The sequence below is a fragment of the Thauera butanivorans NBRC 103042 genome (genome assembly GCF_001591165.1).
GTDB classification, from domain to species: domain Bacteria; phylum Pseudomonadota; class Gammaproteobacteria; order Burkholderiales; family Rhodocyclaceae; genus Thauera; species Thauera butanivorans.
The window spans coordinates 1-15,530 of sequence record NZ_BCUG01000081.1 but is presented as its reverse complement, the minus strand read 5'-3'; the positions used below and the strand labels follow the sequence as shown (position 1 = coordinate 15,530).

Below are 15,530 nucleotides of genomic sequence, written 5' to 3'. Positions count from 1 at the left end.
AGGCTCGGGACCATCACCCATGTGCGCTTGAACATCTTCCCCGATGGCGGCGTGTCGCGCCTGCGCCTGTGGGGAAAGCCCGAGGCGAAGAACTGATCGTCCACGCTGCCGCGCTGGCTTCATGAGCGCGGCAGCGCTTTTTTGCGTTCTTCCTTCAATACCGTTCGTTCAAGCAGGAGCTTCTTTCACCGTAGGAGCGGCTTCAGCCGCGAAAGGCGCTTGTTCGCGGCTGAAGCCGCTCCTGCACCGAGCAGAAAATCTCCTGAGTCAACAGCATCGGCCCTTCCTTTCCTTTTCCGCACGAGACGCCCATGTCCGAACACAACGCCTTCACCCTGCAGGTCCAGCCGCTGACCCGCGAGGCTTTCGCCCCTTTCGGCGAGCTCATCGAGGCCTGTGACGCCGTCCAGCATTTCACCATCAACGCCGGCAATACCGAGCGCTACCACGATCTGGCCAACATCGAACCCGGGCCCGAGGGCCGCGTCATCGTTTCCATCTTCCGCGGACAGCCCCGCAGCCTGCCCTTCTGCGTGCAGATGATGGAGCGCCATCCGCTCGCTTCACAGGCCTTCATTCCGATGTCCGGCAGGCCCTACCTCGTCGTCGTCGCGCCGGCCGGCGAGCCCCCTGCCGTCCAGGACCTGAAGGTCTTCCTCGCCCGCGCCGACCAGGGCGTCAATTACGCCACCGGCGTATGGCACCACCCGCTGCTCGCACTCGACGGCGTCTGCGACTTCATCGTCATCGACCGCAAGGGAACCGGACACAACTGCGACGAAATCCAGCTCGAACGACACGGCATCATCACCGACCGGAATCCCTGATTCACAGCGCCTGCTGACTCAGGCCAGCAACCGGAGCCGACGCCATGGATGATCTCGACGCCTTTGCCGGATGCCCGTATGCGGAATGCCCCGAGGGCTTCAGTACAGAAGAATGGCGTGCGCGCGTCGATCTCGCCGCCTGCTATCGTCTCGCCGCGGCAAGAGGCTGGACCGACCTCATCTACACCCACATCTCGCTGCGCCTGCCGGGGCGCGACGATATTTTCCTGATCAACGCCTTCGGCCAGACCTTCGACGAGATCAGCGCTTCCAGCCTGCTGACGATCGATCTCGAAGGCCGCGTCACCGACGGCAGCGGCCGCAAAGCCAACCCGAGCGGCTTCGCCATCCACGGCGCGGTGCATCGCGCCCGCGCCGACGCCCACTGCGTGATCCACCTGCACACCGACGCCGGCATCGCCGTCTCCGCGCTGCGCGGCGGGCTGCTGCCGCTGTCCCAGCACGCGATGCGCTTCTGGGACGACATCGGCTATCACGACTACCAGGGTCTGACTTTCGGCGCCGAAGAGCAGGCGCAGTTCATCGCCGAACTCGGCACGCACCGCGCGATGATGCTGCGCAACCACGGCACCCTGACCTGCGGCCGCACGGTGGCCGAAGCCTTCGTGCTGATGGACACGCTGGACAAGGCCTGCCGCATCCAGCTCGCGGCGATGGCCGCCGGCGCGGTGACGATGCCGCCCGACGAGGTGCTCGCACGCACCCACGCACAGCTCACCGCCGACCCCGCGCCCGAAGGCGAACTGGAATGGCCGGCGCTGCTGCGCGGCCTGATGCGTGCGGACCCCGGCTTCACACGCTGAACACCAAGCCATCATTCCTGTTCGAAGGGTGTCCCCAGCCGGGATCTCCTCCGGACAAGATGCCTCTCCCCAACCTACATCCACAGCAGGAGCACATCATGCCCACCATGCACATCGAACTGTTCGAAGGCCGCAGCCCGGAGAAGAAGCGTGAACTGGCCGCGGCGCTGACGAAGGAAACCTGCCGCGTGCTCGAATGCGAGCCCGGCGCGGTCGACATCATCTTCACCGACGTCAAGCGCGAGAACTGGGCCACCGGCGGCGTGATGTGGTCGGAACGCGACTGAGCGCAGCGCGATTTTCCGCGGCCGGCGGGCCAGGGCCCTCTGCGCGGCCCGCGCCGCAGCCGGGCCGCGATGCGCCGACACCGCACTGCAGCAATATCAATTTTCTTATTCAAGCTATAAGGCCATAACGATTTCCATATCGGGCCCCCTCACTACACTGGCCCCATGCACTGGTTGCGCCCTCCCCGGCGCGGCCGCAACGAAAAGCCAGGACGACAAGGAGACTCCGATGACAGCGCCCCCCGACACGACCGCCCGCCCGCAGCAGCCCGATCCCGTCGACGAACGCCTGCCCGGCGGCCGCCTGTTCACGCTGGCGCTGCAGCACGTGCTGGTGATGTACGCCGGCGCGATCGCCGTGCCGCTGATCGTGGGCGGCGCACTCAAGCTGCCGAAGGACCAGATCGCGCTGCTGATCAACGCCGACCTGCTGTGCTGCGGCATCGTCACCATCATCCAGTCGCTGGGCGTGGGCAAGTTCGGCATCCGCCTGCCGATCATGATGGGCGTCACCTTCGCCGCCGTCGGGCCGATGGTGGCGATGGCGGTCAATCCCGAACTGGGCATCAACGCCATCCTCGGCTCGGGCATCGCCGCCGGGCTGTTCGGCATCCTTTTCGCGCCGCTGGTGTCGCGCAGCCTGCCGCTGTTCCCGCCGGTGGTCACCGGCTCGATCATCGCCGTGATCGGCATCTCGCTGATGCCGGTGGCGATCAACTGGGCCGCCGGCGGCCAGCCGCAGATCCGCGACGCCGCCAGCGGCCAGTTGGTCGACAACCCGACCTACGGCGCGCCCGAGCACCTGGCGATCGCCGGCATCGTGCTGCTCGTCGTGCTGGCGATCACCCGCTACGGGCGCGGCTTCGTGTCCAACGTGGCGGTGCTGTTCGGCATGGCGGTCGGCTTCCTGATCTCGATGGCGATGGGCAAGGTCAGCTTCGCCGGCATCGACGAGGTGCCGTGGGTGGCCTTCGTGACGCCGCTGCACTTCGGCATGCCGGTGTTCGACTTCGTCTCCATCGCCACCATGTGCCTGGTGATGGTCGTCGTCATGGTCGAATCGCTCGGCATGTTCCTCGCCCTGGGCGAACTCACCGGCCGCCGGCTGTCGCGCGACGACCTCACCCGCGGCCTGCGCACCGACGGCCTGGGCACGCTGATCGGCGGCTTCCTGAACACCTTCCCGCACACCTCGTTCTCGCAGAACGTCGGCCTGGTCGGCGTCACCGGCGTCAAGAGCCGCTGGGTGTGCGTGGCCGGCGGCGCCATCCTGATCGCCTTCGGCATGTTCCCCAAGATGGCGCTGATCATCGCCTCGGTACCGCAGTACGTGCTCGGCGGCGCCGGCCTGGTGATGTTCGGCATGGTCGCGGCCACCGGCATCAAGATCCTGCTCGGCGCCGACCTGCGCAGCAACCGCTTCAACCTCTACGTGGTCGCCATCAGCGTCGGCTTCGGCATGATTCCGATGGTGGCGCCGACCTTCTTCCACGGCATGCCCAAGGCGCTCGAACCGCTGCTGCACAGCGGCATCCTGCTCGCCGCGATCTCCGCGGTGCTGCTGAACCTGTTCCTGAACGGCACCCGCCGCCGGCAGGAGACGCTGGACGACGGCAAGGCGGGCGCCGCGCACACGCACTGAGCGCAGCCGGCTGCCGCACACCCGCGCACGAGACGGTCGGGGCCCCACGGCCCCGACCGTCTCGTGCTGTCTGCCTTCCTCTTCGCCGGGGCCGGGCGCCTACAGGAAGACGAACTTGGCGACGAAGAGCACGAACAGCACGTACAAGGCCGGCGAGATGCGCTTGAACTGCCCGGTGAAGAACTTGAGCACGACGTAGACGACGAAGCCGAGCGCGATGCCGTTGGCGATCGAGAAGGTGAGCGGCATCATCACCGCGGTGACGATCGCCGGAATGGTGTCGGTGTAGTCCTCCCACTCGATGTGGGCCAGCCCGGTACTCATCAGCATCGCCACGTAGATCAGCGCCCCGGCGGTGGCATAGCCCGGAATCATGCCGGCCAGCGGCGCGAAGAACATCGCCACCAGGAACAGCAGGCCGACGACGATCGCGGTCAGGCCGGTGCGTCCGCCCGCTGCCACGCCCGCGCAGCTCTCGACGTAGCTCGTCACCGGCGGGCAGCCGACACAGGCGCCGAGCACGCTCGCGGTGCTGTCGACCCTCACCGCCTCGGACAGCTTCTCGATGCTGCCGTCGGGCCTCTCCAGCCTGGCGCGGTGCGCCACCCCCATCAGCGTGCCGGCGGTGTCGAACAGATTCACGAACAGGAAGGCGAGGACGATGCTGATCATCGCCACGTCGAAGGCGCCGGCCACGTCCATCGCCAGCAGGGTCGGCGCCAGGCTGGGCGGCATCGACACCAGGCCGCCATATTCGACGATGCCAGCGGTCCAGCCGATGAAGGTGACCGTCAGGATGCTGATCAGGATGGCGCCGAACACGCGGAAGTGGCTCAGCACGCCGATCATCAGGAAGCACAGCCCGGCGAGCGCCGCGGGCAGCTCCAGCATCGAACCCATCGCCACCAGCGTCGCTTCGCTGGGCACGACGATGCCGGCGAGCTTGAGCCCGATCAGGCCGAGGAAGAGCCCGACGCCGGCCCCCATCGCAAAGCGCAGGCTGCGCGGAATGCTGTCGAGCAGCCACTGGCGCAGGCCGGTGAAGCTGATCAGCATGAACAGCACGCCGGACAGGAACACCGCCCCCAGCGCCACCTCCCAGCTGTAGCCCATCTCGCCGACCACGGTGTAGGTGAAGAAGGCATTGAGCCCCATGCCGGGCGCCAGGCCGACCGGCCAGTTGGCGTAGAAACCCATCAGCAGGCTGCTCAGCGCCGAACCGATGCAGGTGGCGACGAAGGCGGCGCCATGGTCCATGCCGGCGGCGGCCATGATCATCGGATTGACGAAGATGATGTAGGCCATCGTGACGAAGGTGGTCAGCCCGGCGAACACTTCGGTGCGCACGTTCGTGCCGTGCTGGGCCAGGCGGAAGCGGCGCTCCAGCCAGCTGTCGGGGGGAATCTTCGCGGAAGCGGCCTCGGCAGCCGTGCTCGAAGTCTGGGTTTGCATGGATGTCTCCTCGGGCCGGCGGCGGTTGCGCATCGACTCTCGTTTGTTTTCGCTGGACGCCCTCACGGCTGCACTGGCCCTGCAGGACGCACTCTGGCATGACGTCGCCGGCACTTTGTTGACAATTTTGGCAACGACAGAGCTCGCAGTCTAGGCAATGTGCCCCCACTCCTTCCATACGCGAAACCTGATAATAATTATCAGGCTTGACGTATGAACCGCTCTACATACGGGCAGCAGGCCGTTTCACGGCCCGCCACCCTCCAGGCCCAGCAGGCGGGCGATCCCCGAATCGCCCTCCTGCGCACCGCGGTCGAGCGACACCCGACCTTCCAGGTGGCCGACATGCTCGATCATCAGCGCGCGGGCGCGGCTCGCATCGCCGGCGGCGATGGCATCGAGGATCCGTTCGTGGTCGTCGAGCATGCAGGTGGGTGGCGATTCCCGGCGATGGGCAAGCACGACCAAGGGCATGCGGGTCACGATCTCGTCGAGGAAGGACGCGAGCACGGTATTGCCGACGGCGTCGGCGAGCTGCAGATGGAAATCGACCGACAGGCGCAGCGCCCTGCGCACGTCCTGCGCTTCGTAGGCCTGCCGCTCCTGCCGCGCCAGCGCACGCAGGCGTGCGATGTCGGCTTCCGTCAGGCGCTCGACCGCCAGTTCGACGATAGCCGCCTCGATGTAGCGGCGGGCGGTGAACAGGTCGCGGCCCTCGGCCGCGGACGGATGGGCGACGAACACGCCGCGATTGGGCGCATGCGTGACCAGGCGATAGATTTCCAGGCGGGCAAGGGCCTGACGGACCACTGCACGGTTGACACCGAAGGCATCGGCAAGCGCCTGTTCCTTGAGCTGCAGGCCGGGCGGCAGACGCTGGTCGAGCACCGCATTGCGCAGGGCTTCGAACACGCGCTGGCTCTCTTCGGTCGACGGCGCCTTGCCGGCCCGGCCTGCGGCCCTGTCCCGCGTATCGCCCGCTTGCTCCACCTCGCTCACCGCATCTCCTCCTGTGTCCCCGCCGCTGCCCTTGCTGCAGCAGGGGAAAGGATTATAACGAGATCGTGATTCGGCATATTTCGCTTCTGCCGCCATGAGCCCTGCCCGGCCCCGGCCAGCCGGCGCGCAGGCCGCAGCCAGCCGGGCTTTCCGCCCGCCGGCAGCAATCGGATGCATGCCGGGCTGCCGACGAAGACAGCGCTTTAAATTGTTGACAATCATGTAGTCAATCGCCAAGATCGCCTCGCTGCCGCGCCAGGTCCTGCCGGCTCGAACAACGAATACAGGCATGTACAGTGCAACCGTCTCCGCCTTCGGCGGGTCGACCTGCACGGCACATGCTCCACACTGGAGGAGACAATGGGCGCAGATGCAATCCGCTTTCTGCTCAATGGCGAGCCGGTCGAGGTCTCCGGCATCGCCACCACCACCAGCCTGCTGAGCTGGCTGCGCATCCACCGCGGCCTGACCGGCACCAAGGAAGGCTGCGGCGAAGGCGACTGCGGCGCCTGTACCGTGGTCGTCGGCGAACTCGCCGGCGAGGGTGAGGAACCGAGTGGCGAACCGAGCGACGAACTGCGGCTTTACAGCCTCAATGCCTGTATCCAGTTCGTGCCGGCGCTCGACGGCAAGGCGGTGTTCACCGTCGAATACCTGCGCCGCCAGGCCGGCGGCAGCCTGCATCCGGTGCAGCAGGCGATGGTGGATTGCCACGGTTCGCAATGCGGCTTCTGCACGCCCGGCTTCGTGATGTCGCTGTGGGACCTCTACAACGACTGCGTGCCGGCCGGCACCCGCCCCGACACCGCCCGCATCCGCAGCCAATTGACCGGCAACCTGTGCCGCTGCACCGGCTACCGGCCGATCATCGAGGCGGGCGAGCGCATGTTCGAGCTGCCTGAACGCGTTCTGGACCGCGAGGCCCTGCGCGCCGGACTGCTCGCCCTGCGCCGCAGCGGCGGATTCGACTACGCCCACGATGGCTGCCATTTCCATGCCCCGCGCACGCTCGCCGGACTCGTCGAGCTGCGCAGCCGCAAGCCGCAGGCCACCCTGCTGGCCGGCTGTACCGACATCGGCCTGTGGGTGAACAAGCAGTTCCGCGACGTCGGCGACCTGATCCACATCGGCCGGGTCGAGGAGCTGCGGCAGGTCCGCGAGCAGGACGGCTTCCTGCGCATCGGCGCGGCGGTGCCGCTGAGCGACGCCTACGCCGCGCTGTGCCGGCGCTACCCGGAACTGGGCGAGCTGTGGGAGCGCTTCGCCTCGCTGCCGGTGCGCAATGCCGGCACGCTCGGCGGCAACATCGCCAACGGCTCGCCGATCGGCGATTCGGCACCCGCGCTGATCGTCCTCGGCGCCCGCGTCGTGCTGCATGGCATGCATGGCCGCCGCACGCTGCCGCTGGAAGCGTTCTACCTCGACTACATGAAGAAGGATCTCGCCGCCGACGAGATCGTCGAGGCGGTCGAAGTGCCCTTGCGCGCATCGACGCTGCGCCTGCGCAGCTGGAAGCTGTCCAAGCGCTTCGATTCCGACATCTCGGCGGTGTGCGCGGCCTTCGCCCTGCAGCTCGAGGACGGCATCGTGCGCGCCCCGCGCATCGCCTTCGGCGGCATGGCGGCAACGTCCCGGCGCGCCCTGCGCACCGAGGCGGCGCTCGAAGGCCGCCGCTGGGACGAAGCCGCGCTGGCGGCCGCACTGCAGGCCCTGGACCAGGACTACGCGCCGCTCGGCGATCTGCGCGCCAGCGCCGGCTACCGCCGCCGTGCGGCCGCCAACCTGCTGCGCCGCTTCCATCTCGAGACCCGTGCCGAGGCGCCGCTCGACGCGCAGCAGACGCGCGTGTTCGCCGCCTTCGACAGCTTCGCCGCCCAGTCCCAGCCCCTCCCCAGCCCCGAGGCCGCCCGATGAAAGCCGAAACCCTCCCCCAGGCCTCGCCCGCCGCCCCGGCCGCGCACCACGGCCACCCGCACGAGTCGGCCCACCTGCACGTCAGCGGCGAGGCCACTTACGTGGACGACATCCGCGAACTCGCCGGCACTGTCCACGCCGCACTGGGCCTGTCGGCCCAGGCCCATGCGCGCATCGCCGCGCTCGATCTCGACGCAGTACGGGCGATGCCGGGCGTGATCGCGGTGCTCACCGCCGCCGACATTCCCGGCAGCAACGACTGCGGGCCGATCATCCACGACGATCCCATCCTCGCCGACGGCGTCGTGCACTACGTCGGCCAGCCGATCTTCGCCGTCGTGGCCGAAAGCCACGAACTCGCACGCCGCGCCGCGCGCCGCGCCGAGGTGGCCTACGAGCCGCTGCCCGCCGTGCTCGATCCGCTGCAGGCGAAGCAGCAGCACAGCTTCGTGCTGCCGCCGATGCAGCTGGTGCGCGGCGATCCCGCCGCCCGCCTCGCCGCCGCGCCGCGCCGGCTCGCCGGCCGCTGGCAGGTGGGCGGCCAGGAACAGTTCTATCTCGAAGGCCAGATCTCCTATGCCGTGCCGCGCGAGGACGGCTGCATCCACCTGTGGTGCTCCACCCAGCATCCCACCGAGATGCAGCAGGTCGTCGGCCACGCCCTCGGCCTGGCGGCGAACCAGGTCGTCGTCGAGATGCGGCGCATGGGCGGCGGCTTCGGCGGCAAGGAATCGCAGTCGGCGCTGTTCGCCTGCGTCGCCGCGCTGGCCGCCGCGCGCCTGCGCCGCCCGGTCAAGCTGCGCCCCGACCGCGACGACGACATGATGATCACCGGCAAGCGCCACGACTTCCACTACGACTACGACGTCGGCTTCGACGACGATGGCCGCATCCTCGCCGCGCGCATCGAGATGACCGCGCGGGCCGGCTTCTCGGCCGACCTGTCGGGGCCGGTGGCGACGCGCGCGATCTGCCACTTCGACAACGCCTACTACCTGTCCGACGTCGACATCCGCGCGCTGTGCGCCAGGACCAACACCCAGTCGAACACCGCCTTCCGCGGCTTCGGCGGGCCGCAGGGGGCGATCGCGATCGAATACATCATCGACAGCATCGCGCGCGAACTCGGCCGCGACCCGCTCGACGTGCGCAAGCTCAACTTCTACGGCGGCGAAGGGCGCGACCTCACCCCCTACGGCCAGCGCGTGGAGGACAACGTGATCCATGAACTGGTCGCCGAACTCGAGGCCGGCAGCGCCTACCGCGAACGCCGGCGCGGGATCGCCGCCTTCAACGCCGCCAGTCCGGTGCTGAAGAAGGGCCTGGCGCTGACGCCGCTGAAGTTCGGCATCTCCTTCAACGTCGCCCACTTCAACCAGGCCGGCGCGTTGGTCCACATCTATACCGACGGCTCGGTGCTGGTGAACCACGGCGGCACCGAGATGGGCCAGGGGCTCAACACCAAGGTCTGCCAGGTCGTCGCCAACGAGCTCGGCATCCCGCTGGCGCAGGTACGCGCCACCGCCGCCGACACCAGCAAGGTGGCCAACACCTCGGCCACCGCCGCCTCGACCGGCGCCGACCTCAACGGCAAGGCGGCCGAGGATGCCGCCCGCCGCATCCGCCTGCGCCTGGCCGAATTCGCCGCCGGCACATACGGTGGCGGGAGCATCGGTGCCGGCGCCGTCCGCTTCACCAACGGCCAGGTGGAAATCGGCGAAACCGTGCTGCCCTTCGCCGAACTGGTGATCCGTGCTTACGAGGCCCGCGTGCAACTGTGGTCGGAAGGCTTCTACGCCACGCCCAGGCTGAGCTGGGACCGCAGCACGCTGACCGGCCGCCCCTTCTACTACTTCGCCTACGGCGCCGCGGTGTCCGAAGTGCTGGTCGACACCCTGACCGGCGAATGGCGGCTGCTGCGCGCCGACCTGCTGCACGATGCCGGCAACTCGATCAACCCGGCGATCGACATCGGCCAGGTCGAGGGCGCCTTCATCCAGGGCATGGGCTGGCTGACGATGGAGGAGCTGTGGTGGAACAAGGACGGCCGGCTGATGACCCACGCGCCGTCGACCTACAAGATCCCCGCCACCCACGATTGCCCGGCCGAGTTCCACACCCGCCTGTTCCGCAACCACAGCCGCGAAGACACCATCCTGCGCTCGAAGGCCGTCGGCGAACCGCCGCTGCTGCTGCCCTTCTCGGTGCTGCTGGCGATCCGCGACGCCGTCGCCGCGGCCGGCGACGGCCGGACGAACCCGCCGCTGCGCGCGCCAGCGACGCCCGAAGCCATTCTCGACGCGGTCGAGGCGGTACGGGCGGCCTGCGGCGAGGAGGTCCGGCCATGACGCCCTGGATCGAACAACTCGCACGATGGGTGGTCGACGGCGTCCCGGCGGTGCTGGTGACGGTGGCCGCCACCCGCGGTTCGACGCCGCGCGCGCCGGGCGCGCGCATGATCGTCAGCACCGATGCCTGCCACGGCACCATCGGCGGCGGCCAGCTCGAACTGCGTGCGATCACCCTCGCCCGCCAGCTTCTCGCCGACGGCGCGGCGCTGCCCGGCCTGGTGCGCTTCCCGCTCGGCGCCAGCGTCGGCCAGTGCTGCGGCGGCGTGATGCAGCTCGCCTTCGAACCGGTGGGCGCTGCCCAGCGCGGCTGGATCGAGGTGGCACAGGCCCGGGCCGCAGCGGGCCGTCCCTGGGGGCGGCTGGCATCCCTGACCGATAGCACCGTCCGCGTGTTCGACGAGGAGCCGGCCGAGTTGCCTGGCGATGAACGCCTCGCCGAGCACGCCCGCAGCCTGCTGGCCGGCAGCGCCGACAGCGCCACGCTGCTGGCGGGCAAGACCGTCGGCAGCATCGACGCGCTACTCGACGTCAGCCTGCCGCCGGAACTGCAGGTGGTGCTGTTCGGTGCCGGCCACGTCGGCCGCGCGCTTGCCGAAGTCTTCGGCCGCCTGCCGATGCGGGTGCGCTGGGTCGATTCGCGCGACGAGGAATTCCCTGCCGCGGTCGCCGACAACATCGAGGTGCGCTGCACCGACATGCCCGAGGCCGAAGTGCGCGCGGCCCCGGCCGATGCCGTGTTCCTGGTGCTGACCCACAGCCATGCGCTGGATTTCGAGCTGGTACGCGCCATCCTCGACCGCGGCGACTTCCGCTTCTGCGGCCTGATCGGCTCGCACGCCAAGCGCGCCAGCTTCGAGCAGCGCCTGCGCGCGCGCGGCTACGGCGAGCAGGCGATCGCCCGCCTGCACTGCCCGATCGGCGCGCCCGGCCTCGCCGGCAAGGAGCCCGAGGTCATCGCCGTCGCGATCGCCGCCGAAGTGCTGCAGCTGCGCGGCGCCTCGCTCGCCGCGCGTCCCGCACAACGCCACCGCGCGGCATGACGGCGATGCGCGTTCGCCCTGCCGCCCGCTCCCGCCCTTCTTTCCGAGCCTGCCCGACATGAACCCTGCCGACCTGCACGCCGTCCGCGGCGAGATCCTGCACTTCCTCGCCGACCCCGCCAGCCATGGCGAAGCCGCCATCGAGCACTTCGCCGACGGCCTGCTGCTGATACGCGACGGCCATGTCGCCGAAACCGGCCCGGCCGGCGAGCTGCTCGCCCGCCTGCCGGCCGACGTGCCGGTGACCGACTACCGCGGCAAGCTGATCCTGCCCGGCTTCGTCGACACCCACATCCACTACGCCCAGACCGACATCATCGCCAGCCACGGCGAGCAGCTGCTGGCCTGGCTGGAGAAATACACCTTCCCCGCCGAAGCCCGCTTCGCCGATCCGGAACACGCGCGGGCCGTCGCCGAATTCTTCTGCGACGAGCTGCTGCGCAACGGCACCACCACCGCCCTCGCCTTCGCCACCGTGCATGCAACATCCGTCGACGCGCTGTTCGAAGCCGCGCTGAAGCGGCGCATGCGGATGATCACGGGCAAGGTGATGATGGATCGCCACTGCCCGGACTTCCTGCGCGACACCGCCGCCGGCGGCTACGCCGAATCCCAGGCCTTGATCGAACGCTGGCACGGCCGCGAGCGCCTGCAGTACGCCGTCACACCGCGCTTCGCCGCCACCTCCACGCCCGAACAGATGAGGCTTGCCGGCCGCCTGTACGCCGAGCATCCCGGGCTCTATCTGCAGTCCCACGTCGCCGAGAACCGCGGCGAAGTCGCCTGGGTGGCGCAGCTCTACCCCGAGGCGCGCAGCTACCTGGACGTCTACGACCGCTTCGGCCAGCTCGGAGAGCGCTCGGTCTACGCCCACTGCATCTGGCTGGACGACACCGACCGCCAGCGCATGGCCGACACCGGCACCGCGATCAGCTTCTGCCCGACCTCCAACCTCTTCCTCGGCTCAGGCCTGTTCGACCTCGGGCGCGCGCGCGAGATGGGCCTGCGCGTCGGCGTCGGCACCGACGTCGGCGCCGGCACCAGCTTCTCGATGCTGCAGACGCTGAACGAGGCCTACAAGGTGCTGCAGCTCGGGGGCCAGAAACTGTCCGCAGCCAGCGCCTTCCACCTCGCCACGCTGGGCGGCGCACACAGCCTCTACCTGGACGAGCGCATCGGCAACTTCCTGCCCGGCAAGGAAGCCGATTTCGTCGTCCTCGACCCGGCCGCCACGCCGCTGCTGGCGCGGCGCATGCAAGGCGCACAGACCCTGGACGAACGCCTGTTCGTATTGATGATGCTGGGCGACGACCGCAGCATTGCGGCGACCCACGTGCTCGGCAGAGCGGCCTGGCAGCGCTCCGGCTGAAACTGGAAATCGGGCTGGACGAGGTGTTCGAGGACATCGACGGCCCGGCGCCCACCACGGCTTGAGCCGGTAGCCCCTCCGCCAGGCGTGGCAGTCGGCCACCGGGGCTTCGTTGCGCAACACGAAGCCCCGGTGCCGGCCGCCCTTTACAGCGGGAAGCCGATGATGCTCTTGGGGCGCGGCGGCGCGTAGGTGCGCACCTTGGATGTCCGCAGCCCCAGCCGGACCAGCGATTCCGCGATGGCCACGGCAGCGGCCACGCCATCGACCACCGGCACGCCCGTCCGCTCGCGCACCTTGTCCTCGAGCTCGGCCATGCCGCCGCAGCCGAGGCAGATCACCTCGGCGTGGTCGTCGCGCACCGCGGCCTCGGCCTGGGCCACGATGGTTTCCACCGCGCGCTGGGGCTGGGTTTCCAGTTCCAGCACCGCCATGCCGCTGGCCCGGACCGAGGCGCAGCGCGCATCCAGCCCGGCCAGCTTCAGCCGATTCTCGATCAGGGGCACGGCGCGGTCCAGCGTGGTCACGACCGAATATTTGTGGCCAAGGAGCATCGCGGTCGAGGCGGCGGCCTCGGTGATGTCCACCACCGGCACTTCGAGCAGTTCCTGCAGGCCCTCCCGCCCATGTTCGCCGTAACCGGCCTGGATCACCGCGTCGAAGGGCTGGTCGTAGCGCATCACCGCATCCATGACACCGACGGCGCAGAGATAGCTTTCAAAATTGCCCTCGACCGACTCGGCGCCAAAGCGCGGGGTCAGGCCGACGATCTCGGTGCCGGGGGCCGCGAACTTGCGGGCCTGGGCGGCAATGCTCTTGGTCATCGAGGCGGTGGTGTTCACGTTGACGATCAGAATGCGCATCTGTCTCTCCGGTCAATGAGTGGTGGCCACGGCGATCGCCTCGCCGTCGCGGTCGGCATAGACTCCGCCCTTGGGCGCAATCAGGTAATAGAACAGCCCGCCAAGCCCCGCGGCGATGAACCACGAGAATTGCGACAGCACTTGCAGCGCCGGAAGGAAGGCGAACAGCAGCGAGATCAGGGCCGAGGGGACCAGCGCCTTGATCGCGGCAGGGTTGATGCCGTTGACGTAGTGATAAGGGCCCCGGTGGTCCTCGGTGTAGAGCGCGGGAACGTCGACCTTCTGTTTGCGGATCAGCCAGTAGTCGGCCATCACGATCCCGAACAGCGGGCCCAGGAAGGCGCCCAGGCCACCCAGGAAATAGACGATCACGACGGGCGAGTTGTAGAGGTTCCAGGGCAGGATGACGAAACCGATGATCGCGCTGACCACGGCGGCGCGGCGGAAGTCCAGGTACTGGGGCAGCAGGTTCGCCAGCGCGAAGGACGGCGCGACGAAGTTCGCCATCAGATTCACCGCGATGGTCAGGATCAGCAGGGCCAAGCTCGCCACTACCAGCAGGAAGGTGTTGGGGATCTTCTGGACGATGTCGGTCGGACTCTGGATCAGCGTGCCGTCGATGGACAGCTGGCCGCCGGTCAGGATCACGACGACCAGGCCGAAGATCAGCATGTTGATCGGGATGCCCCAGAAGTTGCCCCCCACGATGGCCTTCTTCGAGACCGCGCCGCGGGTGAAGTCGCAGAAGTTCAGCACGAAGGTGCCATAGATCGCCACCCACAGCGAGGCCGCACCCAGGATCTGCGCCCACATCGCGCCGCCGGTCAGCCCGCCGGGCTGCGACCAGACCAGCCTGCCACCCGAGCTGTAGAGCATCCAGCCCGCCAGCGACAGGAAGGTGACCAGGATGACGGGCCCGGCGAAAGCCTCGTACTTGCGGATGCTCTCCATGCCGTAGCAGGCGATGATGACCTGAACCACCCACAGGATCGAGAAGCTGATCCAGCCCAGCACCGACAGGCCGAGGACGATCTGCTGCGACAGCGGCGCAAGGCTGGGTATCATCGCGATCAGCAGCACGTCCAGCACCATCGAGGCCAGGTAGGTCTGGATGCCGAACCAGACGATGGCGACGCCGCCCCGGATCAAGGCCGGGATCTGCGCGCCACGGGTGCCGAAGCTGATCCGGCTCATCACCGGGAAAGGCACGCCGGTCTTCTCGCCCATGAAGCCCGAGAAGTTCAGCAGCACGAACAGGAAGAGCGCGCCGAACATCAGCGCGGCCAGGATCTGCCACGCGCCCAGCCCCAGCGCGAACAGCCCGATGGCAAAGGAATAGTTGCCCAGGCTATGCACGTCGTTGGCCCAGAGCGCGAAGATGTTGTAGGTGCTCCAGGTACGGCCCTCCTTCTTGCTGGGTGCAAGATCCTGGTTGTAAAGACCGGCCGAAACCCCGGCAGGCACTTCAAACTCGTGATTGCCGTCATCGGCAAGAGATGCGCTGTGGCTCATGCTGCACCCCCTTCTCCGAACCCGCCGCGATATTGCGCGCGCGGGCGTGCCGAAGGCTCGAACGGCGTTGCGGGACGTGTCTCATCAGGGCCATGCTGGCCGATATGCAAACTCATGATTCTCCTCCTTGTTTTATCTGAAACCGGTACTTTTCCGGCTGGCGACCCCACTGCCTCCGGGGGCTGCTCGGGTGCCGGGGCCGGACACACGGCCGGCCCCGGCAGTAAATTCATCTGCTCTGGTACGGGTGGTTTTCGATCCAGTGGCGGGCGACATCGACGCGGCGGCAGACCCAGACGCGGTCGTGCTTCTCGATGTGGTCGAGGAAGCGCTGCAGGGCCTTGAAGCGGCCCGGGCGGCCGAGCAGGCGGCAGTGCATGCCGATGCTCATCATCGCCGGGCGTTCCTCGCCCTCGGCGTACATCACGTCGAAGGCGTCGCGCAGGTATT

General features: G+C 68.4%; 13 protein-coding genes and 1 pseudogene. 9 read left to right on the top strand and 5 right to left on the bottom strand.

What is annotated here, in order from left to right:
• The 5 genes from TBU01S_RS23425 to TBU01S_RS21300 form a co-directional block, all read left to right on the top strand.
• Positions 1 to 96: hypothetical protein (locus tag TBU01S_RS23425; RefSeq protein ID WP_157659242.1), on the top strand; the 96-nt coding region annotated here is incomplete at its 5' end.
• A gap of 215 nt (positions 97 to 311) precedes the next feature.
• Positions 312 to 827, top strand: a complete 516-nt coding sequence (locus tag TBU01S_RS21315; RefSeq protein WP_068639509.1) for an ureidoglycolate lyase — start codon at positions 312 to 314, stop codon at positions 825 to 827.
• Positions 828 to 871: 44 nt separating this feature from the next.
• Positions 872 to 1,651 carry a class II aldolase/adducin family protein gene (locus TBU01S_RS21310; protein ID WP_068639508.1) on the top strand — a complete coding sequence of 260 codons (780 nt, stop codon included), beginning with the start codon at positions 872 to 874 and terminating at the stop codon, positions 1,649 to 1,651.
• 98 nt (positions 1,652 to 1,749) lie between these two features.
• On the top strand, positions 1,750 to 1,938 hold the full coding sequence (locus tag TBU01S_RS21305; protein WP_068639507.1) for a 4-oxalocrotonate tautomerase: 189 nt from the start codon (positions 1,750 to 1,752) through the stop codon (positions 1,936 to 1,938).
• A gap of 229 nt (positions 1,939 to 2,167) precedes the next feature.
• A complete protein-coding gene (locus TBU01S_RS21300) occupies positions 2,168 to 3,580 on the top strand; it encodes a nucleobase:cation symporter-2 family protein (protein ID WP_068639506.1) in 1,413 nt (470 codons plus the stop codon).
• A 99-nt stretch (positions 3,581 to 3,679) separates the two neighbouring features.
• Here TBU01S_RS21300 and TBU01S_RS21295 read toward each other — a convergent pair whose 3' ends face one another.
• Both TBU01S_RS21295 and TBU01S_RS21290 read right to left on the bottom strand, forming a co-directional pair.
• Entirely contained in the window at positions 3,680 to 5,032 is a 1,353-nt protein-coding gene (locus TBU01S_RS21295; RefSeq protein ID WP_068639505.1) for an NCS2 family permease, read from the bottom strand.
• Between the two features lie 246 nt (positions 5,033 to 5,278).
• Entirely contained in the window at positions 5,279 to 6,031 is a 753-nt protein-coding gene (locus TBU01S_RS21290) for a GntR family transcriptional regulator (RefSeq protein ID WP_245651009.1), read from the bottom strand.
• A 360-nt stretch (positions 6,032 to 6,391) separates the two neighbouring features.
• Between TBU01S_RS21290 and xdhA the strand changes: the two genes are divergently transcribed.
• The 4 genes from xdhA to guaD are packed head-to-tail and all read left to right on the top strand — an operon-like array spanning position 6,392 to position 12,705.
• Positions 6,392 to 7,945: a xanthine dehydrogenase small subunit gene (gene xdhA, locus TBU01S_RS21285; RefSeq protein WP_068639504.1), complete on the top strand. Its 1,554-nt coding sequence runs from the start codon at positions 6,392 to 6,394 to the stop codon at positions 7,943 to 7,945.
• Entirely contained in the window at positions 7,942 to 10,293 is a 2,352-nt protein-coding gene (gene xdhB / locus TBU01S_RS21280; protein ID WP_068639503.1) for a xanthine dehydrogenase molybdopterin binding subunit, read from the top strand. The genes xdhA and xdhB overlap by 4 nt, the downstream gene beginning before the upstream one ends.
• A complete protein-coding gene (gene xdhC / locus TBU01S_RS21275; protein WP_068639502.1) occupies positions 10,290 to 11,336 on the top strand; it encodes a xanthine dehydrogenase accessory protein XdhC in 1,047 nt (348 codons plus the stop codon). Before xdhB ends, xdhC begins: the two co-directional genes overlap by 4 nt.
• 58 nt (positions 11,337 to 11,394) lie before the next feature.
• Positions 11,395 to 12,705, top strand: a complete 1,311-nt coding sequence (guaD, locus tag TBU01S_RS21270) for a guanine deaminase (RefSeq protein WP_068639501.1) — start codon at positions 11,395 to 11,397, stop codon at positions 12,703 to 12,705.
• Between the two features lie 146 nt (positions 12,706 to 12,851).
• Here the strand turns inward: guaD and TBU01S_RS21265 are convergent, their stop codons facing one another.
• From TBU01S_RS21265 to TBU01S_RS21255, 3 genes and pseudogenes are all read right to left on the bottom strand, one after another.
• Complete coding sequence (locus TBU01S_RS21265) at positions 12,852 to 13,568, bottom strand: aspartate/glutamate racemase family protein (RefSeq protein ID WP_068639500.1); 717 nt, start codon at positions 13,566 to 13,568, stop codon at positions 12,852 to 12,854.
• A gap of 12 nt (positions 13,569 to 13,580) precedes the next feature.
• Positions 13,581 to 15,080 (bottom strand): NCS1 family nucleobase:cation symporter-1, encoded by a 1,500-nt coding sequence (locus TBU01S_RS21260; RefSeq protein ID WP_068639499.1) that lies wholly within the window; start codon positions 15,078 to 15,080, stop codon positions 13,581 to 13,583.
• Between the two features lie 229 nt (positions 15,081 to 15,309).
• Positions 15,310 to 15,530: pseudogene (locus TBU01S_RS21255) on the bottom strand (allantoinase); the annotation flags it as partial.

Excerpts from the sequence above, each read along its gene's own strand:
- TBU01S_RS21305 (WP_068639507.1), top strand. The coding sequence starts at position 1,750 with ATGCCCACCATGCACATCGAACTGTTCGAAGGCCGCAGCCCGGAGAAG.
- TBU01S_RS21315 (WP_068639509.1), top strand. The coding sequence starts at position 312 with ATGTCCGAACACAACGCCTTCACCCTGCAGGTCCAGCCGCTGACCCGC.
- TBU01S_RS21310 (WP_068639508.1), top strand. The coding sequence starts at position 872 with ATGGATGATCTCGACGCCTTTGCCGGATGCCCGTATGCGGAATGCCCC.
- TBU01S_RS21260 (WP_068639499.1), bottom strand. The coding sequence starts at position 15,080 with ATGAGCCACAGCGCATCTCTTGCCGATGACGGCAATCACGAGTTTGAA.
- xdhC (WP_068639502.1), top strand. The coding sequence starts at position 10,290 with ATGACGCCCTGGATCGAACAACTCGCACGATGGGTGGTCGACGGCGTC.
- TBU01S_RS21300 (WP_068639506.1), top strand. The coding sequence starts at position 2,168 with ATGACAGCGCCCCCCGACACGACCGCCCGCCCGCAGCAGCCCGATCCC.
- xdhA (WP_068639504.1), top strand. The coding sequence starts at position 6,392 with ATGGGCGCAGATGCAATCCGCTTTCTGCTCAATGGCGAGCCGGTCGAG.
- TBU01S_RS21265 (WP_068639500.1), bottom strand. The coding sequence starts at position 13,568 with ATGCGCATTCTGATCGTCAACGTGAACACCACCGCCTCGATGACCAAG.
- xdhB (WP_068639503.1), top strand. The coding sequence starts at position 7,942 with ATGAAAGCCGAAACCCTCCCCCAGGCCTCGCCCGCCGCCCCGGCCGCG.
- guaD (WP_068639501.1), top strand. The coding sequence starts at position 11,395 with ATGAACCCTGCCGACCTGCACGCCGTCCGCGGCGAGATCCTGCACTTC.
- TBU01S_RS21295 (WP_068639505.1), bottom strand. The coding sequence starts at position 5,032 with ATGCAAACCCAGACTTCGAGCACGGCTGCCGAGGCCGCTTCCGCGAAG.